Here is a 23,646-nt window from a genome sequence, read left to right on the forward strand (position 1 = left end):
TTTCACTCCAATGTTCATGAATTCCCTTTTTTAATGATCTGCCCTTCAAAGGCATTCACGAAGTAATCTATTTTTTCATCCACTACGATATGCCATGTAGGAGTCAATACTTGTGAACTCGATAAAGGGGCAAATGTATAATAACCTAACTCCACTTTTGTGACTTTGCTTCCCGAGGTCAGCTCATTTTTTTGAAACAAGTTTTCGATGGCTTTAATGGGCGGCAGAATTTCCTGACTATCATCCATTTTTTCAACATTTGAAAGCAGAGACTGTTCATATGAAACCATTTCATCTTGGTCATTCAAATGGATGACCAACATGGCACTGCCGCTGGCATTGTCGTAGATGATTTTTCCTTTATAGTGTTGATAAAAAGTAATCGTTTTATTTTCTTTATCTATATCCCATAATTCATACGAATCGCCATAAAGGATATTTTCCTTTATAAACTGATTTAAACGAAAGGAAACATTTGAATCCGGTAACGATACCGGTTCATTAAATGTTCCTTGCAACACATACTCATTTAACCTCGTGACATTTTGCTTTTTTACTTTTTTCATTTCTTCATCTGAAAACACTTTGCTTTTAGCATTAAAGTAAGACTCTTTCAAAGGTGTTTTCGGAAGACTGATGTAAGTGATTTTCTCCTCTGCCAATTGTTCTTCAATACTAATCTCTGCAATCATATCCAATTGGCCTTCATCACGCTTTTCAAGGAACTGATAAGCTAAAAATAAATCAAGAATCAAGAAGGTAATAATGAATATCGTTTTGGTTTTACTCCAATCCATCTATATTCCCTCGCTCTTCCACCTCTTGCCATGTCTGATTATAAAGATAAAACCAGGATGGCTCAAGAGACACTACTTTTGATGTAGGATCTTCCCGGATTAATTTATATCCTACTACGATGTCTTTTAATAATAGAGGATCGAACTTTGGCTGGCTCTTGATTTTTTCGATGATTTCCTCCCCTGACGTTAACTTCACTGGATAACTATCAAGCGGAAGCTTAATAAATCGGTAAATTGGTCGAGAGTATCGAAGAATTTCTGTGCTTCCCCAAAGTTGATATACCTCTGTCATACCTTGAGAGTTAAAGACAGGATAATTATCTTCATATAATCGGTATACTACTTCTTGTTTGGTCCGATCCCAACTTGCAAAGCGATACGTATCCGTCCATCCCCCGTGATCATTGACAAAACTGAAACTCCGCTTGAGCAGTTGATCGCTTTCCATATTATCATTTTGAATGTTAACTGGATTCACATATACCATTACGTTAATGATTGAATCAACCTCCAAAAAACGAGAACCATCTGTATATGAATCACTATAAGCTAATGACTCTTTTTTGACATAACTCGGGTCACTAAATAAAGCGTCTCGAAATTTCTCCGTTTCAATCTTATTCGTATAGTATTGAATACGATTGACTTCCATAGGCCCTTTTGGCAAGAAAATAGCTCTGACATCATTGATATTATAGGAAATATATGGACTGTATTCACCTTCAAACCGTTTATTGACGCGCTCTAAATCTTCTTCCATTCCATTTTCTACAGATGCTTCATATATTTTTCGGCGATCGTAATCAACAAAATAAGCATGAATGCCTTCCTCATGCCCTTCTTTCAATTTCAACACAATATGGTCAAAATAAATAGACGGCAATGATTTTTCATTTACTTGAAACATGAGCTGAAATGTTTGAATAGGAATTATATCTGGATAAATGATTTCGAGCGAGTCTTTTTCATGGACGAACGATAAAAATTCATTTCTTGAAACAGAGTCTGAGATATTGCGGAAATCATGAAAACCCCATTTCTTCATTTCTGTCATCCATTTTGTAATATGCTCTTCTTTTGTAGAACCATAATGTCCATCTTCTTTATGATACAAAAATGTAGTGGGACGCAGATGATCTTTTAATTCCCTTTTGTTGGAGCTTATCATAATATCTTGCTGAATGTATTCGGTATTTTCAATTTCATCGTAAGCAGGTTGATAAGTCCATAAGTTCCACGTCAGCACAGCACTGATAATTACAAGTAAAAACAACAAAATGGTTTTAAATAATTCATACTTTTTCATGCCCATTCATCCTCATTTTCTCTTTCAATCGGAAGAGTAAAATAGATGGTTGTTCCAACCCCTTCTTTACTTTTAGCCCATATCCTTCCTTCGTGAGCTCCCACCATTTCCTTTGCAATAGCAAGACCCAGCCCTGTTCCTCCTAAATTACGTGAACGAGCCTTATCCACTCTGTAAAAACGGTCAAAAATTTTCTTCACATTGTCTTTAGGAATACCGACTCCCTCATCCTTTACGCTCACCACAATCTCTTCTTCATGCTGTTCAAGAGAGAAGGTGATCGTACCTCCCTCAGGAGAATATTTAATGGCATTCGAGATGATATTATCCAGCACTTGAGTAATTTTATCTGGATCAATATATACATAAATAGGCTGTTTCGGCAGCTTTCTTACAAATGTGATTTTTTGCTCTTTAGCCATCTCAAATCTATCTATGATATGTTGGTAAAACTCTGTAAAATTCACTACATCTTTTGAAAAACGGTAGTCGTGACTGTCTAATTTAGATAGCTGCAGTAAATCGTTTACAAGGCGGATCATCCGTTCCGTTTCTGTTTGGGTAACATTTAAAAACCTGGGAGCAATCTCTTCATCTTGCCAAGCCCCATCAGCTAAAGCCTCCAGATAGCTTCTCATCGTTGTCAGAGGAGTTCTAAGCTCATGGGAAACATTGGCGACGAATTCTCTTCTCTCTTGATCAATTTTTTCCTGCTCTGTAATATCATGCAAAACGGTGATAATTCCATTTATGAGCCCTGTTTCTTTTTGAATCGTAGAAATAGTCGCTCTTAAGATGAACGGCTTTTGATTGATACTAAAATCAAGAATCAGTGAATCTTTTTCCAGCAAATCTTCAAAGGTATACTCCTCTTCCAAACCTAATAATTCAATGATAGGTTCTGATAAAACCGTTTCACGTGAAACATTCAACATATTGGCCGCCGGATCGTTGATGAGGATAATTCGTCCTTTACGGTCTGTCGCAATTACTCCATCTGTCATATGGGCAAGAACAGAGCTTAACTTCCGTCTTTCTCCTTCTGTTGTTGCTTGCGCCTCCTGCAATTTTCTTGTTAAATTATTAAAGGTTAAAGCCAGTTGACCAATTTCATCATAACCATATATTTTGGCTTTTCGGGAGAAATTTCCTTTTGTCATCTCGAGCGCCTGTCTTCTCATATCCGACATTGGTCTTGTAATAGTTTGAGCAAGAAGTACTCCCAGAATCGCTGTAATCGCTAACGCAATCATCGTACCTCTAGCGAAAATATTATTGATTCCTTTCATTTGATTATAGACATGTTCCATTGTCGCCATGATGTAGACAGCCCCGATAATCTCATTCTGGGACGAACGGACGGGTACAGTCAAGACGCGAATACGATGACCATTTTTGGGGTCAATCACGATTTTCTCCGATGTTGTTCCAACCAATAAGGCTCGCTTTACAGCAAAGTCAGACGTTTTCTTTCCTACTACTCTTTGAGGATAAGGATCCGATGTACCGACAATTCTCCTGTTTTGGTCAATAAAGCGTACCTCATTAATATCTTTTGATACGAAATCCTGTAAGACCACTTGAACATCTTCCTCTAGACTGGGAGATGTTTCATCTCTCTTTTTCTTTGTTTCTTGCTCCAAATTATAAGCAAGTAAATTTACCCTTTCTTCAATAGAATCGGAAAAGTTAGTAACAAGCTGCCTTTCTAATTGATTCACAAAATAAGCCCCAATAATTTGAATAGCAATGGCAATCAGTAAAACATAAATAAGAACGAATTTCAGTTGAATAGATTGATAAAACCGTACCTTTTTCATATATCTTACTCCTGCTCAGGATTACGCAAGTAATAGCCTACTCCTCTTCTTGTAACAATCCAAGTAGGATGGCTCGGATTATCTTCAATTTTTTCACGAAGTCGTCGCACCGTCACATCGACTGTACGCACATCCCCAAAATAATCATAACCCCAAACCGTTTGAAGCAAGTGTTCACGTGTCATCACTTGACCGATATGTTTGGCTAAATAATGAAGTAATTCAAACTCCCGATGGGTCAGCTCAATGGTTTCTCCGCGTTTAGAAACGATGTAAGCATCCGGATGAATAACAAGGGAACTAATTTGAATCTCATTCGTCTCGCTTTCCTCTGCCGCCGCTGGAGCTTGCTGATGTCGTCTTAAATTGGCTTTTACACGTGCTAATAACTCACGTGTACTAAAAGGCTTCGTCACATAGTCATCAGCCCCAAGTTCCAACCCGAGCACCTTATCAATTTCTGAATCCTTGGCAGTCAGCATAATAATAGGCATATCATATTTTTTGCGTACTTCTCGACATACTTCCATTCCATCTTTTTGAGGAAGCATAATATCAAGTAAAATGAGTTCCGGCTGAACCTCTTCTACCTTTTCTAAAGCCTCCATTCCGTCATAAGCACAATACACGTCATACCCTTCTTTTTGCAAATTGAATTTTAAAATATCTGCAATAGGCTTTTCATCGTCCACAACTAAAATACGTTTATCCATAACCATCGTTCTCCTTCTTTTTCAGTTAAAAACATTTCATTCATTTTATTTTGTAATTATCTATCATTTTTTCAAATGCACTTTCTTATTATACTTAATCCTCTATTAAACGTCATACAATCCTCTCATTCCTGTTAAATTAAGAGAAAAAGACCTATATGAAAACCTCTAGCTGCAGCTAGAGGTTTTCCTTAACTATAATAAGACTTCTGCAAAAAGTCTAACAAAAAAGAAAAAAGCATGATAATCATATCATGCTTTTTGGGATGGCTCGGGACGGAATCGAACCGCCGACACAAGGATTTTCAGTCCTTTGCTCTACCAACTGAGCTACCGAGCCATAATAAGTTTAGTATTTCTTGTCTAGCTACGGCTCCTAATCTTTCGGTCGTTTCACTTCTGTGTATGAAACCAAAGAACGGTTTCCCGGCCAGAAGCTCCAACGCCTCTCAAGATTGAACAGTAGCCTTCGCTTTTCCTTTAAATGGCGGTCCCGACGGGAATCGAACCCGCGATCTCCTGCGTGACAGGCAGGCATGTTAACCGCTACACCACGGGACCAAAACTATTCAATACTTTTATTCAACTTAAACAAAGATGACCCGTACGGGATTCGAACCCGTGTTACCGCCGTGAAAGGGCGGTGTCTTAACCGCTTGACCAACGGGCCATAATCATTATAGTGAATAAAAGTGAGCCATGAAGGACTCGAACCTTCGACCCTCTGATTAAAAGTCAGATGCTCTACCGACTGAGCTAATGGCTCATGTTGTCTTAGCGACGTTTTTAATAATACCACCGTTATTATTTATTTGCAATACTTTTTTTAGAGAAAAATAAAAAAGTGAAAGAGGGCCAATTATAAATTCCAACTCTCTCCCTTTTATTTAAATCCTTATAAAAACAACATTCATTTTATCATAAAAGAATGGAAAAAGAACCGCTAAAGAAATGCTTCATATTGCCAGAATTTCTATAACGGCCCTTCTCCAGGAAAATGACACAGAAATGTATTAAATGATGCTTTCTGCTTATTTTCCTTTGCTTATTAATTATATAAGCTGCGAATTACATTTGTTTGATTACGATCTGGACCTACAGAGAATGTGCAGAGAGGAATACCTGTCAATTCAGATACACGCTCTACATAACGACGTGCGTTCTCAGGAAGCTCATCCAATGTTTTAACACCCGTGATATCCTCTGTCCAACCAGGAAGCTCTTCGTATACAGGCTCACACTGCGATAAGATTTTTAGGCTTGCCGGGTACTCATCAATGAATTCACCATTGTAACGGTAACCTACACAAATTTTCAATGTTTCAATTCCTGTTAAAACATCAATGGAATTCAAGCATAAGTCAGTTAATCCACTTACACGACGCGCGTGACGGACTACTACGCTGTCAAACCAGCCTACACGGCGAGGACGTCCAGTTGTTGTACCGTATTCACGTCCAACTTCACGAATTTGATGACCGATTTCATCATGTAATTCTGTTGGGAATGGTCCATCTCCAACACGAGATGTATAAGCTTTGGAAACACCTACTACATGCTTAATTTTATTAGGTCCCACGCCCGTTCCGATAGTAACACCGCCGGCTACTGGATTAGATGATGTAACAAACGGATATGTTCCTTGGTCAATATCCAGCATAACACCTTGTGCACCTTCAAATAGAACACGCTGATTTGCATCTAACGCATCATTTAGTACAACAGATGTATCGCAAACATATTGGGCAATTTGTTGACCGTACTCATAGTATTCATCTAAAATGTCTTCTACTTTAAATCCTTCTACTTCGTACATTTTCTCAAATAGACGATTTTTTTCTTCTAAATTACGTGCTAATTTCTCTTCAAATACTTCACGGTCTAATAAATCGGCCATACGAATTCCAACACGTGCCGCCTTATCCATATAAGCAGGGCCAATTCCCTTTTTTGTTGTACCAATTTTGTTATCGCCTTTTCGCGCTTCTTCAACTTCATCTAATTTTAAATGATATGGCAAAATGACATGTGCACGATTGCTGATACGTAAGTTATCTGTTGTGACTCCGCGTTCATGCAATCCTTTTAATTCTTTTACAAGCGCTTTCGGATCTACAACCATCCCGTTTCCGATTACGCAAATTTTATCTTTATAAAAAATACCAGACGGAATTAAGTGTAATTTATATGTTTCACCATTGAATTTAATTGTATGACCTGCATTATTACCGCCTTGATAGCGTGCAATTACTTCTGCATTTTCTGAAAGGAAATCGGTGATTTTACCTTTTCCTTCATCTCCCCATTGTGTTCCCACAACAACAACAGATGACATATTTGAGCACCTCCGCTTAATAAACACAACTTTTCTATAACTATTTACCGTAAATAAGTGTATCAATTCAACATGATAAAGTCAATCAAAATCCGAACAATTAATCTATTTATCTATTTATATGTTCGTTAAAAATACATTTTTAATCAGCGCTCAGCAATAAAAAAACACCTCCTAAAAAAGAGATGTTTTTTGTTAAGCACCTGGAGGAATACCGGAGTCATCAAAACGTCGTTCAAGATTAACAAACTTGTTATATTCTTTTACAAAGGCTAATTGAACGGTACCTACAGGACCATTACGCTGTTTGGCAATAATGATTTCGATAATATTTTTATTTTCCGTTTCGCGATCATAATAATCGTCCCGATATAAGAACGCTACGATATCCGCATCCTGTTCAATACTACCAGACTCACGGATATCTGACATCATCGGCCGCTTATCTTGTCTCTGCTCTACACCGCGGGAAAGCTGGGAAAGTGCAATAACAGGGACTTTCAGCTCACGAGCTAACGCCTTTAAGGAACGGGAGATTTCTGAAACTTCCTGTTGGCGGTTTTCACCGCCGTTTCGGCCGCTTCCCTGAATCAGCTGGAGATAGTCAATTAAAATCATCCCTAATCCACTTTCTTGCTTTAGACGACGACATTTAGCCCTTATCTCACTGACCCTTATTCCCGGAGTATCATCAATAAAAATGCCAGAATTAGAAAGGGATCCCATTGCCATCGTGAGTTTCCCCCAATCCTCAGGAGTTAAAGAGCCTGTTCTCAAGTTTTGTGCATTAATATTTCCCTCTGCACATAACATCCTCATAACAAGTTGATCCGCTCCCATCTCCAAACTAAAAATAGCGACATTCTCATCTGTTTTTGTTGCCACGTTCTGCGCAATATTCAACGCAAAGGCCGTTTTACCAACAGATGGACGGGCAGCTACGATAATTAGATCATTTCGTTGGAACCCAGCTGTCATACGATCAAGCTCAGCAAATCCCGTGGGAATTCCCGTAATGTCCCCTTTACGGTTATGGAGAAGTTCAATATTGTCATACGTTTGAACCAACACGTCCTTAATATTTTGGAAGGCCCCTGTATTTTTACGCTGGGCAACTTCTAAAATATTCTTTTCCGCTTCATTTAACAGCCCTTCTACATCTTCTTCTCTTGCATACCCTTCAGAAGCTATATGAGTAGCCGTACGAATTAAACGGCGTAAAATCGATTTTTCCTCGACGATTTTAGCATAATACTCTACGTTAGCAGCCGTTGGCACTGAGTTAGCTAAATCACTTAAATACGAAACACCGCCGACTTCCTCTAATATCTTCTGATCGGCTAAGTCTGCTGTTACCGTCACCAAATCGATTGGTTCCCCCCGGTCAGAAAGGTTTAGCATACAGTTAAAAATTTTCTGATGGGCAGCGCGGTAAAAATCTTCTGGGATCAATAATTCTGAGGCCAAAGTCAAAGAGGATGGCTCTAAAAAAATGGCTCCTAAAACCGCTTGTTCCGCCTCAATGTTTTGGGGCGGAAGACGGTCTGCAAAAAGATCACTCATATTCAATCGCCCCTTTTCTTTCCATTGAGTTTATCCCTCATGAACGGGCAATAAGCCCCACCTTGATGGTAATTTCCTTTATTGCTCTGAAACATGTACTTTTAAAGTAGCCGTTACTTCCGGATGCAGTTTCACCGGTACATTCGTATACCCAAGGGCACGGATCGCATCGTCCATTTCAATTTTTCGTTTATCCACCTTGATATTATGGGCTTTCTGCAATGCTTCAGCAATTTGTTTACTTGTAATTGAGCCGAATAAGCGTCCGCCTTCTCCTGACTTTGCCTTCAATTCAACGGTTAGTTTTTCTAATACTTCTTTTAATTCTTTGGATTTGGCCAGTTCTTCTGCTGCTTCTTTCTTTTCTTTATTCTTTTGTCCTTCTAATGCTTTCATATTCCCATTTGTCGCTTCAATTGCCAGCCCTTGCTTGATTAGAAAATTCTGTGCGTAGCCATCTGCTACATTTTTGACTTCGCCTTTTTTTCCTCTTCCTTTTACATCTTGTAAGAAAATAACCTTCATTCTTTTTTTCCTCCCTCTAAATACTCATCAATTACTTGTTTTAATTTTTCTTCTGCTTCTTGGAGCGTAATGTTTTGCAACTGTGTTGCTGCATTCGTTAAATGCCCGCCTCCTTGCAGACCTTCCATAATTACTTGAACGTTAATACCGCCTAGGGACCTGGCACTGATGCCTACTAGTTGGTCTTTTCTCCTAGAGATAACAAAGGAAGCGACTACTCCATTAATAGAAAGGAGCGTATCTGCCGCCTGGGCAATTAATACTTGATCAAAAGTTTCTTCCTCTGCCCCTTTTGAAATGGCAATCCCCGCTTTATAGATTTCGGCATTCTTTATTAAATGTGCTCGTTTTATATATTGGTCCATATCTTCCTTTAAAAACTTCTGCACAAGTACAGTATCGGCTCCATGAGATCTTAAAAAAGAGGCGGCGTCAAATGTTCGTGAGCCTGTCCGCAAAGTAAAGCTTTTTGTATCAACAATAATACCTGCCAGCAGAGCTGTAGACTCCAGCATATTGATTTTAAATCGTTTTGGCTGATATTCCAACAGCTCCGTCACCAGCTCTGCCGTAGAAGAAGCATATGGTTCCATATAGACAAGAAGCGGATCGTTAATGAACTCTTCCCCCCGTCGATGATGGTCGATAACAACTACATGCTCCATTTTATTCAAAAGCTTCTCTTCAATTACGAGAGAAGGCTTATGTGTATCGACAATAACCAGCAATGTATCCTCTGTTGCAATATTTAATGCTTCTTCCGGCGTAATAAAACGCGACCAAAGTTCCGGCTGTTTTTTTGTTTCCTCTAAAAGTCTTTGAACACCTGAGTCAATCTGATTGGGATCAAGGACGATGAAGCCTTCTTTTTGGTTCACCTGTGCTACCTTTAAAATTCCAATAGCCGAACCTACCGCATCCATATCAGGGTATTTGTGACCCATTATAATCACTTTTTCGCTTTCCGTCACCAATTCTTTTAAAGCATGGGAGATAACACGCGCACGTACACGTGTTCTTTTCTCCATTGGATTGGTTTTACCTCCGTAAAACTTTACTTTCCCGTTTGGTTGTTTAATGGCCACTTGATCTCCTCCGCGGCCTAAAGCCAGATCCAAACTGGATTGGGCCAGTGCTCCTAATTCCGGTAATGCAGGGGCTCCCACTCCAATTCCAATACTTAATGTGAGCGGGGCATTTTGTTTCGTCGTTTTTTCCCTGACATCATCTAAAATCGAAAATTTATTTTTTTCAAGACCCATAAGAATTTGTTCATTTAAAACGACTAAAAATCGATCAGAGGAAGTCCTTTTAATAAAAATCCCTGTTTCATGAGCCCACTGGTTAATAAGTGACGTCACCTGACTATTCAAGTTGCTTTTTATCTGATCATCCATTGCTTGCGTTACTTCATCATAGTTATCTAAAAAGATAATGCCTAATACCGTTCTTTCTTCTTCATACAGCTTTTCAATTTCTGTTTGTTCCGTTACATCAAAGAAGTACAACAAACGTTCATCACGCTTGATCACCACTTTGTATTTTCGCTCGTTTAACGTCACAATCTCCGTTTCAACTTCTTGTTTAATCAACGGAATCATACTTTCTGCCACATCATACAAAGATCTTCCAACTAATGTATCTTCATTGAAACATGAAGCGAGAAAAGGATTAGTCCATTCGATTTGATAATCGTCGTTAAACAACATAATTCCAATCGGCATTTCCATCAATGCCTCTTCACCAACTTTTTTTAATCGGTGAGAAAGCATGGATACATAAGATTCAAATTCATTAAACAATATCCGTTCCATTCTAATAAAAATCACTAGTGCTACCAATAAACATACAAACCCGATTGCCCCTATCAGCCATTGATGATAAGTAATAATGCCCAACAAAATTAAGGCAAGGCTATATAGCAAGTAAAAGGGAAAGCGAATGATGTTCTTTTTATCAAAGATAGGCATCCATTTCAGCTCCCAATCTTTAATTTCCAAATTTCATTATTTCTTGTTTCTTTGATTTCTCAAATCAAATCCTAAGTCAATTATACCTAAGATCCGAATAAATTGAAGGAAAAATGGAAGCGCTAAGGTTATGATGACAATTATAATGGGAACCAATTTTCCAACTGATTTTTTATGGAAATAATAAAAGAGAAAGGCATAACCTTGAACTACCATCAGCAATTGTAAGATGGTTGCTATATTCAACACACTAATATAGAAAAAAGAACCCTTTTCTATTTCTAAAAATGACAATACCAAAACTAATAAATAATACCAAAGGACGCTTTTAGGCAACTTAAAACTTCTCAAAGGAGGGAACTTTTCAATTGCATACCCAAGCTTCCTTAATATCGGCGCCGCTGACCATTGTGTAACAAATGCCAAAATAAAGCCTAAAATAACAAGAAAAGACGGCAGTAAATACTGTAAGGTCTGAAAAGATTCCTTTAATAATTGCATCTGTTGTTCACTTGGAGCTTGCCCTAATGACCTAAGCATTTCTTCAGTACTACTCATAGATTCCTCAAAAGCCACTTGAAGTTCATTTAGCATATTTATATTAGCAAAAACATTGGTAATGACAAACATTAAAACTAAATTCACACTAAAAATGACCGTTCCCCCTAATAAAATGGAGTAGCGGCTTTTTTCCCTTTTATACAGCTCCCCAATTACTGCTCCCCCTAAACCGAATGCAAATGTAACCGGAAGCAGCAAAATAGCCCCAAATAAGCCTGTTAAAACAAGTGATCCTGCAAAAAAGAGTATGGAATTTTTCCAGCCATGCCTTGCTGTAAAAATTAAAAAAGGAACACCCAATAATAAAGAAAACAGGCCCCCTATCAATGGTATGTATAGAGAAACTAGCAGCATAACAGCAAACAACGCCAGTAATACGGCTCCCTCCGTTAAGTAACGAGTGTTTTTCACAATTTCACCTCATGCTTCAATTGAACTATTACTTATTTTATCTATTTGATACAGCGTACGCAAACGTTATAAATCAAAAGAGCCTATCCGTCAATTTTTCTCCTTAATAACCATGCAATGCATGGTCAAAGCTTTGTGTTAAGAAAAAGAGACAGTAAGAATGTGTTCTTACTGTCTCTTTTCATCTTATTTATTATTCACCTGAAACGTATGGTAATAATGCCATTTGGCGTGCGCGCTTAATAGCAATCGTTAATTTACGTTGGTATTTAGCGCTTGTACCAGTTACACGACGAGGTAAGATTTTACCACGCTCTGAAATGAACTTTTTAAGCATATCCACTTCTTTGTAATCGATGTTAGTGATGCCGTTTGCTGTAAAAAAGCAAACTTTGCGACGTCTGTTACGTCCGCCTTTACGTCCTCCAGCCATTCAAATGACCTCCTTCCGTTCTTTTATGAATGGTAACACAAAAGCTAGATTCGATTTCTTCTATAAATTAGAATGGTAAATCATCATCTGAGATATCGATTGTTTCACCGCTATTGGCAAATGGATCATCATCAACTCTTGTGTACCCCGAACTTTTCGGATTACGGTTCTGATCTTGACCTTGACCAAATGGGAACCCTTGTCCAGAACCACCAGCAAAGCCGCCTTGACCTCCGAAGTCTCCGCCGCCGCTTCCTTTTGGCTCTAGGAATTGCACACTTTCTGCTAACACTTCCGTTACATATACACGTCTGCCGTCTTGACCTTCATAATTTCTTGTCTGAATACGACCGTCCACTCCAGCCAAACTTCCTTTTTTCAAAAAGTTAGCGACATTTTCAGCAGGACGACGCCATACGACGCAGTTAATAAAATCTGCTTCACGTTCACCTTGCTGATTTGTAAATGCACGATTAACTGCTAACGTGAAAGTTGCTACCGCTACTCCATTTGGGGTGTAACGCAATTCTGGATCTTTCGTTAGACGTCCCACGAGAATTACGCGATTCATCATCAGAACCACTCCTTAAGGATTTAAAAAATTTATCTAAATGAACAATTATTTTACTTCTTCTTTTACAACGATATGACGGATAATGTCTTCGCTGATTTTTGCAAGACGATCAAATTCTTGAACCGCCGCCGTTTCAGCCTTTGCATTAACGATCATGTAGTAACCGTCACGGAAGTCGTTGATTTCGTAAGCTAAGCGGCGTTTGCCCCACTCTTTTACGTTTTCGATTTCTGCACCATTTTCAGTTAAAATACCGCTGAAACGCTCAACTAAAGCTTTTTTAGCCTCATCTTCAATGTTTGGACGGATGATATACATAATTTCGTACTTTCTCATCACTGTCACCTCCTTTTGGTCTAAACGGCCCTTAAAAGGGCAAGGAGCAATAAATTTATTACTCACAATAGTAGATTATAGCATATGAATTTCAGATAATCAACACGAATCATGCATTTACTCTTTAAATAGGTCTCACTATAGAGAGTCCATTCGATACGTAGTATGCAATCAAGAAGGAAGCATCGCTCATGCCTTTACCTGGTCACGACCAAATAATGCAAAAACGATGCTTCTTTTAATATTGTATCGTTAGTAGAGCCGGCACAATCTTATACATTAAATCTAAAGTGCATAACATCTCCATCCTGCACCACGTACTCTTTTCCTTCTAGACGCACTTTTCCAGCTTCACGCGCTGCTCCCATTGTCCCTGCTGCCAATAAATCTTCGTAGGCAACCGTTTCGGCTCTAATAAATCCGCGTTCAAAATCGGTATGAATGACTCCCGCACACTGAGGAGCTTTCATTCCTTTACGGAATGTCCAAGCGCGTACCTCTTGCTCACCTGCCGTGAAATACGTAGCCAATCCTAATAAATGGTAAGCTGCACGAATTAATTGATCTAATCCTGATTCTTCGATGCCTAACTCTTGAAGGAACATGTCCTTTTCTTCTCCTTCAAGTTCTGCAATCTCTGACTCGATTTTGGCACAAATCACGATAACCTCTGCATTTTCTCCGGCTGCAAACTCTCTTACTTGTTTGACGTATGGATTTTCGGAAGAGTCAGCTACTTCGTCTTCTCCTACGTTCGCTACATATAGAACAGGTTTGATCGTCAATAAGTGGAGGCCTTTTACAATACGCATTTGCTCTTCTGTAAATTCAACGGCGCGCGCAGGTTTCTCCTGCTCAAATGCCTCTTTTAATTTTGTTAATATCTCATGTTCATACACAGCATCTTTATCTTTTTGTTTTGCTAGCTTCGCCACACGGTCTAAACGTTTGTCCACACTTTCCATGTCGGCTAAAATCAGCTCTAAATTGATTGTTTCAATATCAGAAATCGGATCTACTTTCCCTGCTACATGGGTAATGTTGTCATCTGCAAAGCAACGTACAACATGGCAAATGGCATCTACTTGGCGAATATGGGATAAAAATTTATTTCCCAATCCTTCTCCTTTACTCGCCCCTTTTACGATACCGGCAATGTCAGTAAACTCAAATGCAGTAGGAACCGTTTTTTTAGGTTTTACTAATTCCGTTAACTTTTGTAAACGATGATCCGGCACTTCAACAATCCCGACGTTTGGATCAATGGTACAGAAAGGATAGTTCGCTGATTCTGCCCCCGCTTGTGTAATTGCATTAAATAAAGTTGATTTCCCAACATTCGGAAGACCAACAATACCTGCTGTTAATGCCATCTTTATCCCACTCCTCTTTTTGAGTTAACCAAGAAAAGTATGCTCTTGATTAACGTATATACAACTAGACAATCCCATACTCTTAAAAGCTTGATGGTAGTCAAGTTTTCTTGAACCGAAAACAAATTAGTCTTTCACAATTATAGTGAGTCATACCTAAAAAAACAAGTTGTAATCCAAGACAAGCATTGATTTATCAATGGCTGATTTTTTCGATACTTACTAAACAATCATATAAAATACTGCCTAATTGATTATCGGATTCCCCGCTTGGTGTCAACATATTGATGCTTCCGCCAAATTTCCCCCACTGCCCTTCATCAATGTTGATCGTTTTCGGGTGTGCTTGCTTCATGATCTTCACTATTCCCTTTATTTCCCCCCGCTTATTAAAAACGCGAACCTGATCATCTTCGTTTAATTCTTGTTCATGAGCTATGTCCTGAGATATTTCCACTTTTATAGTTTGCATATTATTAATTAAAGGATAATGCTGAGAGTGGTTTGACCTCATCGGATGAATCGATAATAATGTATACGGATGATCCTTAGCCAAATTTGGGTTACTAACAGGTGATTCCTTGGGAAATAATTTCTTCAGTTTCCCGTCCAGCCCCTTGTCTGCGGCAGTTAAAGAAGTAAACTCATACTTCCCTGTCGGTGTCAAAAACACTTTATTTTTCCACGGAACCTCTTCAATCGGCAACAACAGATGTCCTTCTTTCTTCAATCGTTCCAGCGTATATCCATTTCGCTCCAACTCCCCCAGCCCCATGCGAAGGAATTGGTCAACAGAGTAGTCAAAATAATGACCGAAACCTAAGCGTTTAGCCAGTTCTGTCCAAATCCACAAATCCGATTTCGCTTCTCCAGGAGGTGTCACAAGTGCTTTACCATAATTCATATAGCCATGATACATGGAGGAATAATAAATATCGGTTTCTTCAAAGACTGTTGTCGTAGGTAATACATAATCAGCAGCTTCCGCCGTATCTGTCATAAAATGATCAATGACCACCACTGTCTCAACTGATTCAAACGCTTTTTTCACTACATTCGTATCTGGAACTTGAGTGAGCGGGTTTCCGCATGTCACCATAATCATTTTTATTTCCGGATTTACCGCCTGTAAGATTTCTTCCGCTTGCTTCATCATGGAAAAGGTACGATGTTGTTTTTTTTGTTCCGGCAATGTCAAAGCCGCCGTATTAAAACTTCGTCCTACCTGAAGGTTTCCAAAGTTCACCCCTCCGCCCGGAATACCAACATTTCCGCTAACAGCAACTAACGCATCAATCAAACGAATCGTATTCCCTCCATTTTGATAGCGCTGCATGCCCAATCCAAGATAGGTAGTCGTTGGACCGTCCGCATACATACTGGCTAATGTACTAAAGACTGCCCTTTCAACTTCAGCGGCTTCTATGATCTCTTCCCATCCTGTCTGCTCAATCAACTGGCGCAGCGTTTCGTATCCATGCGTATAATGTTCAATAAAGTGCCGATCCTCTAATCCAAGTTCGATGAGTTCCTTCATTACTCCTAAAGCTAATAAACCATCCATTCCAGGTTTAACCGATACATAATGGTCGGCAATTTTAGCTGTAGCGTTAAAGATGGGATCGATGACCGTAAGAGTCGCTCCCCTTCTTTTAGCTTCCTGTAAATGCTGGAACAAATGCATATTCGTTCTAGTGACATTTCTTCCCCATACAACAATGTGTTTGCTGTTATAAATATCTTCCGGCGAGTGGCTGTAAGACTGCCCAAAATCCCATGTTTGCGCCTCAATTCCCGCTCCCCAACAAATACTCCCTATCAATTCTGTTACTCCCCCAAAACAGTTAAAAAAACGTTGATCGAGGTTTTTCAGGAGACCGTTATTTGCATAATCATGACTGTGCAAAACAGCTGTAGTCCCGTATTGAGCCTTTATTTCTCTTAATTTTTGAGAAATTTCTTCTAATGCTTGTCCCCATGTAATTTGAACAAATTTGCCGTTTATTTTCTTCAAAGGATAAAGAAGACGATCTTTTGAATTTGTTTTGTTCTCAAGCATACGCCCTCTGCCGCATATTTTCCCTTGTGTAATAGGGTGAAGGGAGTCCCCTTCTACCTTTGTTACTTTGCCATTTTCTACAGTGACTTTAAACCCGCAGCTGTCCCAACAATTTAATGAGCATGCGGATGTAAATTGTTGTGTCAATCTTCTCCCTCTCTCCTTCTCTCCACTTTTAATCTAATTGATTTTCAGTATAAAACAAGGCGTAAAAAAAAGCATGAGTTTATTCCTCATGCTTCACTAACACTTTTTTCATTTTTCTAGCAAATTCTCTCCTTGGCAGCATTACACTATGGTCACACCCTTCACATTTAATCCGTACATCCATTCCCATACGAATAATTTTCCAACGATTCACTCCACACGGATGTGCTTTTTTCATTTCTACAACGTCCAATAAACCAAATTCTTTTTCTATCATTGTTCTTCTCCTCCCTCTACTTCTTTATATATTTAAAGTGATGATTGATTTTCTTTTTTAGGCGGCCCTTCGTTTCGGTTATACATTACCATACGAGGAAATGGAATCTCAATTCCATGTTGATCCAACTTTTCCTTGACCTCTTTTCGAATCATTCTTGCAATATGCCAATGCCTCATTGGCTTTACTTCACAAACAATACGCATAACCACTTCAGTTCCTACCACATTTTGTACCCCCAGCAATTCAGGGGCCTTTACCATATCCTCATATCTGTCCGGCAATTCCTGCAATAGTTCTGCAATAATTTTCTCTGCTTCTGCAATATTCTCTTCATAAGCAATACTTACATCCACAAAAGCCATGCTATTGTAAATGGAAAAATTCGTTACTTCTACAATACTGCCATTTGGCAAGATGTTCAATTCGCCTGTCCAGCTTTTTATTTTAGTCGTACGAAGTCCAATTTCTTCGACCGTTCCTTCAAATGTGCCAACCCGGACATAATCACCTACCGAGAATTGATCTTCAAAAATGATGAAAAATCCAGTAATAATATCCCGAACTAAATTTTGGGCGCCAAACCCTACCGCAAGGCCTACAATTCCCGCTCCTGCAAGCAAAGCTTTCACATCAATAGTCATGGCTTCTAAAATCATCATAAAGGCAACAAAATACACGACATATGTCAAAATGTTTTGCAATAATTTCATTAGTGTCGCTTCACGTCTTTCAGAAATTCTGAGCGGACTTTTTTGTCTTACTTCAAATACTTTGTTCAAAGCGACTTTACCAATTTTGATAAAAAAAGCAGCCAATATTAAAATCAATATACTTTTGACAATTCCCTCTCCAATTTGAGTCCATAGCTCTTCATTAGACAAGTACCTTACCATCGATTCCCATACTTTTGATAAAGACCACACCACACATACCTTCCTTTACCGTGATTAATGAAAACTTGTTTTTCCATTTTAACAAGTTTTTCGTTTCATTTGTAGCGGTTCATAAAAGGATAAAGAAGAATGGCCGTCAATAAATAAAGATTCAGCAACCCATAAATGGGGTATAAAATAGAAATCAAGTTAGCAAAACCAATATATGTAAAAGGAATCATAAGTATTAAAATAAAACAAGAAGTTAACCAAATTGGAATGCGATTTTGATTGCTAATTCTTGTAACAATTCCCAAAACTCCGGAAACTGCTGTTGTGTAAATAGCAATCAACAGCAAAATTGTCATAATAACAAGCATTATATAAGGGAAATATTTCAAGATGGCAAAGAGAGGAATTTCATATAAAGGGAGCTCATTGGCTACCTGCATCAATGATTCATTATAAATAAAAGAAATGGCTCCTAGCAATAAACCGCTTCCTACACTGGCAACCACAATTTCCTTTTTACTTTTAATATCACGTCCAATCGCTGCCATGACTGCCACGAGAGGTAAAATATTTAACGCCGTAAAGGTAAAACCCGCCGGCCAGTTCGCCTGAGATGTCCAAGTTAAAGCCCATGGATTCCCATTTTTCAGCATAAACATAAGTAAAACAGCAATGAGGCCTATAATTAACACAGGAATGACGATGGAATTAACTTGAATCATCCCTTTTATCCCTTTTATAAAAATTAAAGCGACTAAAGCGGAAAACAAGCTAATTCCCATACTAAAAGGAATTTGAAATGTCTGCAATGTAGCTCCCCCGCCTGCAATCATCACAACCGTTGTCGTAAATAAATAAAATAAAATTAAAAGATCATAGACAATAGACCACCTTTTCCCTACAAGTACCTTTAACACAGGTTGGAAATGTTCACTTTTCTGTTCATAACTAATAAGCATGACAACATAACAAGAGATGGAAAAAATGATAGTGAATAGTAGAATGGCCAGTCCACTTTCTTCCCCAAAAAATTGCCATAACTCTCTTCCTGAAGCATAACCTGCTCCAATCATCGTCCCCATAATCAAAAACATCCATTTTAATCCAGAACCCCACATCTTCGTACCCCCAATCTTTTTTTAGCAACTACGTATAGAAAACAACGCATCTTCGTATACTGTTACTACTATGTAAAAGAGGTGAACTCTATGAATCTAAAACCTTCTCTTTTAGACAATCAAAAGCAAGGCATGAGGGTCTCTCATGAAGATGAACAAGCTTCTTATCAGTTAAGCCGTCATTTATCATCCCTTTTACCGTCTACTTCCCATAGGCCAGTAGTAGTTGTTTGTATCGGTACAGACCGTTCGACTGGTGATTCCTTAGGTCCTTTAGTAGGGACAAAGCTGACCGCCCAAAATCTTTCTTCCTTTCATGTATATGGGACATTAGAGGAACCTATTCACGCGATGAACTTAAACGACACCCTTAAACAAATTCAACGATTTCATAAAAATCCTTTTATCATTGGGATTGATGCTTGCTTGGGAAAAATGAAAAATATCGGAACCGTTTCAATCGGTATAGGTCCAGTGAAACCTGGAGCCGGGGTCAACAAGGACTTACCCCCTGTTGGAGATATTCATATGACTGGAATTGTAAATGTCAGCGGATTTATGGAATTTTTCGTCCTTCAAAATACTCGTCTATATTTAGTCATGAAACTAGCTGACCTTATTGCCGACAGTATTGTAAAAGCCAGTTATCAGTTTCCATCACAAGAAAAAAACACCTCTTTTCTTCAGCGCTTAGGAAAATATAAAGCATAAAAAAATCTCTTCACATATCGTAAAGAGATTTTCTTTCTTATTGGTCTTTAGCCTGTATTCCTTGGAAAATTTCAATCAAACGCTCTAAATCATCTTTCGAAAAGAACTCAATTTCAATTTTTCCTTTTGATTTATTTTGTTTAATAGTAACGGAAGTACCTAAACTTTCACGTAAAACTGCTTCCGTTTCTTTAATGAATACATCTTTTTGAGGTTTACTCTTTGTTTCACGTGAAACATTTTCATTTAACTGGGCAATCTGTTGCTCCAATTGTCGAACATTCCATCCTTCTTTTAAAGCTTTGTTTGCAAGATGTATAATATTTTCCTTATTTTTCAAACTCAATAAGGCTCTTCCATGTCCCATCGATAATTCACCGTGCGAAATCAAATCTTGGACGTTTTCCGGCAGATTAAGCAGCCGTAAGTGATTAGCAATGTGAGGTCGACTTTTCCCTAGACGGGAGGCTAACTGATCCTGGGTGACATTTAACTGCTTCATAAGCATTTGATAAGCCAGCGCCTCCTCAATGGGAGTTAAATCTTCACGCTGAAGATTTTCAAGGAGAGCCAGTTCCATCATCTGCTTTTCTGATAAATCTCTTACGATAACAGGAACTGCATTCAATTCTGCTTCTTTCGCAGCTCGAAATCTCCTTTCTCCTACGACAATTTCATACCCCTTAATGCTTTTCCTGACGACAATTGGCTGCAAAATCCCATGCTGGAGGATGGAATCCTTTAATTCTTCAATGGCTTCTTTCTTAAAAACTTTACGAGGTTGATATGGATTAGGCCTCAATTCATGAATATTGATTTCTTGGACAGATTCTTCTGTTTGGAGTTCTAATCCTGCAAATAGAGCATTAATTCCCTTCCCTAACCCTTTCGCCACTATACATCACTTCCTTTGCAAGTTCCGTATATACTTCAGCTCCGCGAGATTTTGGATCATATAAAATAACAGGTTCTCCATGGCTAGGCGCTTCACTTAAGCGAACGTTTCTCGGGATAATTGTTTGATATACCCGGTCCTGAAAATACTTTTTAACTTCCTGCGTCACTTGAATGCCTAAATTTGTTCTTGCATCTAACATGGTCAATAGTACCCCTTCAATACGCAAGTTAGAATTTAAATGCTTTTGTACAAGACGGATTGTATTTAAAAGCTGGCTAAGCCCTTCTAAAGCGTAGTACTCACATTGCACAGGGATCAAAACAGAATCCGAGGCGGTTAAAGCATTAATGGTTAAAAGTCCTAAAGAAGGAGGACAATCAATGACGATATAATCAAACTGTTCTCTAACTGCCTCTAAAGCCCTTTTTAAACGCACTTCTCTAGACATTGTGGACACAAGTTCGATTTCTGCTCCTGCCAATTGAATGGTGGCAGGAATAATCCCCAACCCCTCCACAGAGGTAGGATAAATGACTTCTTTGGTATTAGTGTCTTCTACAATAACGTTGTAAATACAAAAATCTACATCAGATTTGGAGATTCCTACACCACTTGTTGCATTCCCTTGTGGATCTGCATCTACTAATAACACTTTTTTCCCATGATACGCTAAACATGCCCCTAAATTAACCGCCGTGGTAGTTTTCCCAACTCCACCCTTTTGGTTGGCGATCGCAATGATTTGACCCACGGTGCCACCTACCCTCATTTTACATGAAAATCTATTTATCTCTATTCTACCATTAATTTTCAGAATTCTTATTATATGATAAAAAACCTCATCCTATGTTCAGATGAGGATGAAGCCTTACTCTATGGTTTTTTAGGAACTTTAATCGTAATTTGATAATATTCTTCAAACTCTTCTTCCGTTGAATCGATGGAAATGCCGCTATCTGTTACCATAGATAAAGATTGACGAATTGTATTAAGGGCTATTCTCATATCTTTACTAAGTGATTTTCTTTTTGCCTTCGGTTTCACCACTTGTTCTTCGAGCAATTTTACTACTCTTTCTTCTGTTTGTTTTACATTAAATTGTTTTTCAAGAATCTCCTTCAAAACGGCCAGCTGCTTTTCTTCACTCTTTAAAGGAATTAAAGCACGGGCATGCCGTTCGGTGATTGTCTTTTGTTTGATCGCTTCTTGAATTAGATTTGGCAACTTTAATAAACGGAGCTTATTTGCCACCGTTGATTGTCCTTTTCCGAGCCGCTGGGCTAATGCCTCTTGGGTCAAATTATGTAGTTCAATGAGTTTAGCATAGGCCAGTGCTTCTTCAATGGCTGTCAACTCTTCACGCTGAAGATTTTCAATCAGTGCAACAGACGCAGTTTCAGTGTCATCAAGCTGTTTAACTATTGCAGGAATAGTCTCCCATCCTAAGGTTTGAACGGCCCGCCATCTTCTTTCCCCGGCAATTAATTCATATAAGCCGTCTTCTATCTCTCTTACTACAATCGGTTGGATAATTCCATGTGTCCGAATGGTAAGTGCTAATTCCTCAATTTTATGCTCATTGAATACAGTACGCGGCTGGTATCGATTAGGTATAATAGTTAAAACGGGTATTTGTTTGATTTCTTCTTTATTAATGGCTGTTTCTTCTTCCAATAACTCTAATTCTTGTTCTACTTCATTTTTTTCCTTCAAATTAAAAAAGCGTGAGAAAGCAGATTTCATAGTCCTACACCACCTTCAGGAAAATCCCACTTAATATTTCGATATTTACACTCCATTTCCTGCTTTTTGTCCAAAGAAAATGGAAAGAGTACACCAATGTTTCATATGAAACATTGATGTATGCTCCTTTTGTTAGGTAAAAAAGATAAACCGGGGATTTCTTCGTTTATGAATCCTTGCCTTTATTCTGTTGCTTCTGCATTTTAAAATAGTATAGTGGTCTATGCAGAAGTTTTGGACCATAGGACGCACGAGTCAGCCTTTTAGATTAAGATTATAATGTTCCGGCTCCCTCAGGCTCTGATATCGTCTTTTGAGCTTAAATGCTCCCCTGGTTTCCCTTATCTTATTCAATTGGCATTTTAAGAGGAGTTCCTGGTTTTCTCGGGTATTTTTTAGGCGTTTTTTGCACTTTTTTTATCCCGACGATATGTCGTTCACTTTTTTCGAACGGCAAATAAAATTGCTCGACCCATTGAAGTTCTCCGCCTAATAACTTCATCGATTTTTTTCCTTTTTCCAGCTCTTCTAAAGCAGTAGCACCTTTCATGGCAATGAACATTCCTTTTTCCTTTACAAGAGGTAAACAAAACTCATTTAATACGGAAATTCTTGCGACAGCTCTTGCTGTAACTAAATCAAAGCTTTCACGATGAGCCGGGTTTTTCCCGAATGTTTCTGCACGGTCATGGTATAAATGAACATTCTGCAACTGCAGTTTTTCTACCAAATGAGATAAGAAAGTAATCCGTTTTTGTAATGAATCTACAATACTTATTTGCAAGTGAGGAAAACAAATCTTTAAAGGAATACTTGGAAATCCTGCTCCCGCTCCTACATCACATATATGCCCGACTTCCGCAAGGTCAAACGAAAAAGCAAGAGACACTGAATCAAAAAAGTGTTTTTCTAATACTTCTTCATAATCCGTAATAGCTGTCAGATTCATCTTCTCGTTCCATTCTACTAACGTCTCATAGTACAAATCAAATTGTTCCAGCTGTTCATTCGAAAGTTCAATTCCTTTCGCTTGAAGGAGTTGCTTAAATTGTTCTTTATTCATTAGAAATTCCTTTCATTATTTCA

At 38.5% G+C, this 23,646-nt stretch carries 22 protein-coding genes and 4 tRNA genes; 1 reads left to right on the forward strand and 25 read right to left on the reverse strand.

Going from position 1 to position 23,646, the window contains the following annotated elements; translation table 11 throughout:
* Nucleotides 1-14 precede the first annotated feature (14 nt).
* The 21 genes from BK575_RS26450 to BK575_RS26550 all read right to left on the reverse strand — a co-directional run bounded on the left by BK575_RS26450 (nt 15) and on the right by BK575_RS26550 (nt 19,208).
* Nucleotides 15-797: a two-component system regulatory protein YycI gene (locus tag BK575_RS26450; RefSeq protein WP_078414494.1), complete on the reverse strand. Its 783-nt coding sequence runs from the start codon at nt 795-797 to the stop codon at nt 15-17.
* On the reverse strand, nt 784-2,106 hold the full coding sequence (locus BK575_RS26455) for a YycH family regulatory protein (protein WP_169907990.1): 1,323 nt from the start codon (nt 2,104-2,106) through the stop codon (nt 784-786). The genes BK575_RS26450 and BK575_RS26455 overlap by 14 nt, the downstream gene beginning before the upstream one ends.
* On the reverse strand, nt 2,103-3,926 hold the full coding sequence (walK, locus tag BK575_RS26460; protein ID WP_078414496.1) for a cell wall metabolism sensor histidine kinase WalK: 1,824 nt from the start codon (nt 3,924-3,926) through the stop codon (nt 2,103-2,105). Before walK ends, BK575_RS26455 begins: the two co-directional genes overlap by 4 nt.
* Before the next feature lie 5 nt (nt 3,927-3,931).
* Nucleotides 3,932-4,639, reverse strand: a complete 708-nt coding sequence (gene yycF, locus BK575_RS26465) for a response regulator YycF (protein WP_078414497.1) — start codon at nt 4,637-4,639, stop codon at nt 3,932-3,934.
* A 267-nt stretch (nt 4,640-4,906) separates the two neighbouring features.
* Nucleotides 4,907-4,979: transfer RNA gene (locus tag BK575_RS26470), tRNA-Phe, on the reverse strand.
* Nucleotides 4,980-5,124: 145 nt separating this feature from the next.
* Nucleotides 5,125-5,200, reverse strand: a tRNA-Asp gene (locus BK575_RS26475).
* Nucleotides 5,201-5,237: 37 nt separating this feature from the next.
* Nucleotides 5,238-5,309, reverse strand: a tRNA-Glu gene (locus BK575_RS26480).
* 23 nt (nt 5,310-5,332) lie between these two features.
* Nucleotides 5,333-5,405: transfer RNA gene (locus BK575_RS26485), tRNA-Lys, on the reverse strand.
* Between the two features lie 282 nt (nt 5,406-5,687).
* On the reverse strand, nt 5,688-6,974 hold the full coding sequence (locus tag BK575_RS26490) for an adenylosuccinate synthase (protein WP_078414498.1): 1,287 nt from the start codon (nt 6,972-6,974) through the stop codon (nt 5,688-5,690).
* A gap of 195 nt (nt 6,975-7,169) precedes the next feature.
* A complete protein-coding gene (gene dnaB, locus BK575_RS26495; protein WP_078414499.1) occupies nt 7,170-8,537 on the reverse strand; it encodes a replicative DNA helicase in 1,368 nt (455 codons plus the stop codon).
* 78 nt (nt 8,538-8,615) lie between these two features.
* Nucleotides 8,616-9,062, reverse strand: coding sequence for a 50S ribosomal protein L9 (gene rplI, locus BK575_RS26500; RefSeq protein ID WP_078414500.1), 447 nt, complete (start codon nt 9,060-9,062; stop codon nt 8,616-8,618).
* Nucleotides 9,059-11,032, reverse strand: coding sequence for a DHH family phosphoesterase (locus BK575_RS26505; protein WP_078414501.1), 1,974 nt, complete (start codon nt 11,030-11,032; stop codon nt 9,059-9,061). Before BK575_RS26505 ends, rplI begins: the two co-directional genes overlap by 4 nt.
* 36 nt (nt 11,033-11,068) lie before the next feature.
* Entirely contained in the window at nt 11,069-12,004 is a 936-nt protein-coding gene (locus tag BK575_RS26510; RefSeq protein ID WP_078414502.1) for a YybS family protein, read from the reverse strand.
* Between the two features lie 193 nt (nt 12,005-12,197).
* Nucleotides 12,198-12,437, reverse strand: coding sequence for a 30S ribosomal protein S18 (gene rpsR / locus BK575_RS26515; RefSeq protein WP_078414503.1), 240 nt, complete (start codon nt 12,435-12,437; stop codon nt 12,198-12,200).
* Nucleotides 12,438-12,504: 67 nt separating this feature from the next.
* Nucleotides 12,505-13,011, reverse strand: a complete 507-nt coding sequence (gene ssb, locus BK575_RS26520; protein ID WP_078414504.1) for a single-stranded DNA-binding protein — start codon at nt 13,009-13,011, stop codon at nt 12,505-12,507.
* Nucleotides 13,012-13,056: 45 nt separating this feature from the next.
* Nucleotides 13,057-13,347 carry a 30S ribosomal protein S6 gene (rpsF, locus tag BK575_RS26525; protein WP_078414505.1) on the reverse strand — a complete coding sequence of 97 codons (291 nt, stop codon included), beginning with the start codon at nt 13,345-13,347 and terminating at the stop codon, nt 13,057-13,059.
* 272 nt (nt 13,348-13,619) lie between these two features.
* A complete protein-coding gene (gene ychF, locus BK575_RS26530) occupies nt 13,620-14,720 on the reverse strand; it encodes a redox-regulated ATPase YchF (protein ID WP_078414506.1) in 1,101 nt (366 codons plus the stop codon).
* Between the two features lie 196 nt (nt 14,721-14,916).
* A complete protein-coding gene (locus tag BK575_RS26535; RefSeq protein WP_078414507.1) occupies nt 14,917-16,926 on the reverse strand; it encodes a molybdopterin-dependent oxidoreductase in 2,010 nt (669 codons plus the stop codon).
* Nucleotides 16,927-17,005: 79 nt separating this feature from the next.
* A complete protein-coding gene (locus tag BK575_RS26540; protein ID WP_078414508.1) occupies nt 17,006-17,203 on the reverse strand; it encodes a DUF951 domain-containing protein in 198 nt (65 codons plus the stop codon).
* Between the two features lie 32 nt (nt 17,204-17,235).
* Nucleotides 17,236-18,129 (reverse strand): mechanosensitive ion channel family protein, encoded by an 894-nt coding sequence (locus tag BK575_RS26545; protein WP_078414975.1) that lies wholly within the window; start codon nt 18,127-18,129, stop codon nt 17,236-17,238.
* A 65-nt stretch (nt 18,130-18,194) separates the two neighbouring features.
* Nucleotides 18,195-19,208, reverse strand: coding sequence for a YkvI family membrane protein (locus tag BK575_RS26550; RefSeq protein WP_078414509.1), 1,014 nt, complete (start codon nt 19,206-19,208; stop codon nt 18,195-18,197).
* A 90-nt stretch (nt 19,209-19,298) separates the two neighbouring features.
* Here BK575_RS26550 and yyaC point away from each other — a divergent pair, with 90 nt between their 5' ends.
* A complete protein-coding gene (gene yyaC / locus BK575_RS26555; protein ID WP_078414510.1) occupies nt 19,299-19,919 on the forward strand; it encodes a spore protease YyaC in 621 nt (206 codons plus the stop codon).
* A gap of 37 nt (nt 19,920-19,956) precedes the next feature.
* Here yyaC and BK575_RS26560 read toward each other — a convergent pair whose 3' ends face one another.
* From BK575_RS26560 to rsmG, 4 genes are all read right to left on the reverse strand, one after another.
* Nucleotides 19,957-20,814, reverse strand: a complete 858-nt coding sequence (locus BK575_RS26560) for a ParB/RepB/Spo0J family partition protein (RefSeq protein WP_078414511.1) — start codon at nt 20,812-20,814, stop codon at nt 19,957-19,959.
* Nucleotides 20,786-21,568 carry a ParA family protein gene (locus BK575_RS26565; RefSeq protein ID WP_078414512.1) on the reverse strand — a complete coding sequence of 261 codons (783 nt, stop codon included), beginning with the start codon at nt 21,566-21,568 and terminating at the stop codon, nt 20,786-20,788. Before BK575_RS26565 ends, BK575_RS26560 begins: the two co-directional genes overlap by 29 nt.
* Nucleotides 21,569-21,690: 122 nt before the next feature.
* Nucleotides 21,691-22,560 carry a nucleoid occlusion protein gene (gene noc, locus BK575_RS26570; RefSeq protein WP_078414513.1) on the reverse strand — a complete coding sequence of 290 codons (870 nt, stop codon included), beginning with the start codon at nt 22,558-22,560 and terminating at the stop codon, nt 21,691-21,693.
* Nucleotides 22,561-22,906: 346 nt separating this feature from the next.
* The gene (gene rsmG, locus BK575_RS26575; RefSeq protein WP_078414514.1) at nt 22,907-23,623 is read right to left on the reverse strand and encodes a 16S rRNA (guanine(527)-N(7))-methyltransferase RsmG; all 717 of its coding nucleotides are present in this window, start codon (nt 23,621-23,623) and stop codon (nt 22,907-22,909) included.
* Between the last annotated feature and the right edge of the window lie 23 nt (nt 23,624-23,646).

The sequence above is a fragment of the Priestia abyssalis genome, assembly GCF_002019595.1.
Taxonomy (GTDB): Bacteria; Bacillota; Bacilli; order Bacillales; family Bacillaceae_H; genus Bacillus_BA; species Bacillus_BA abyssalis.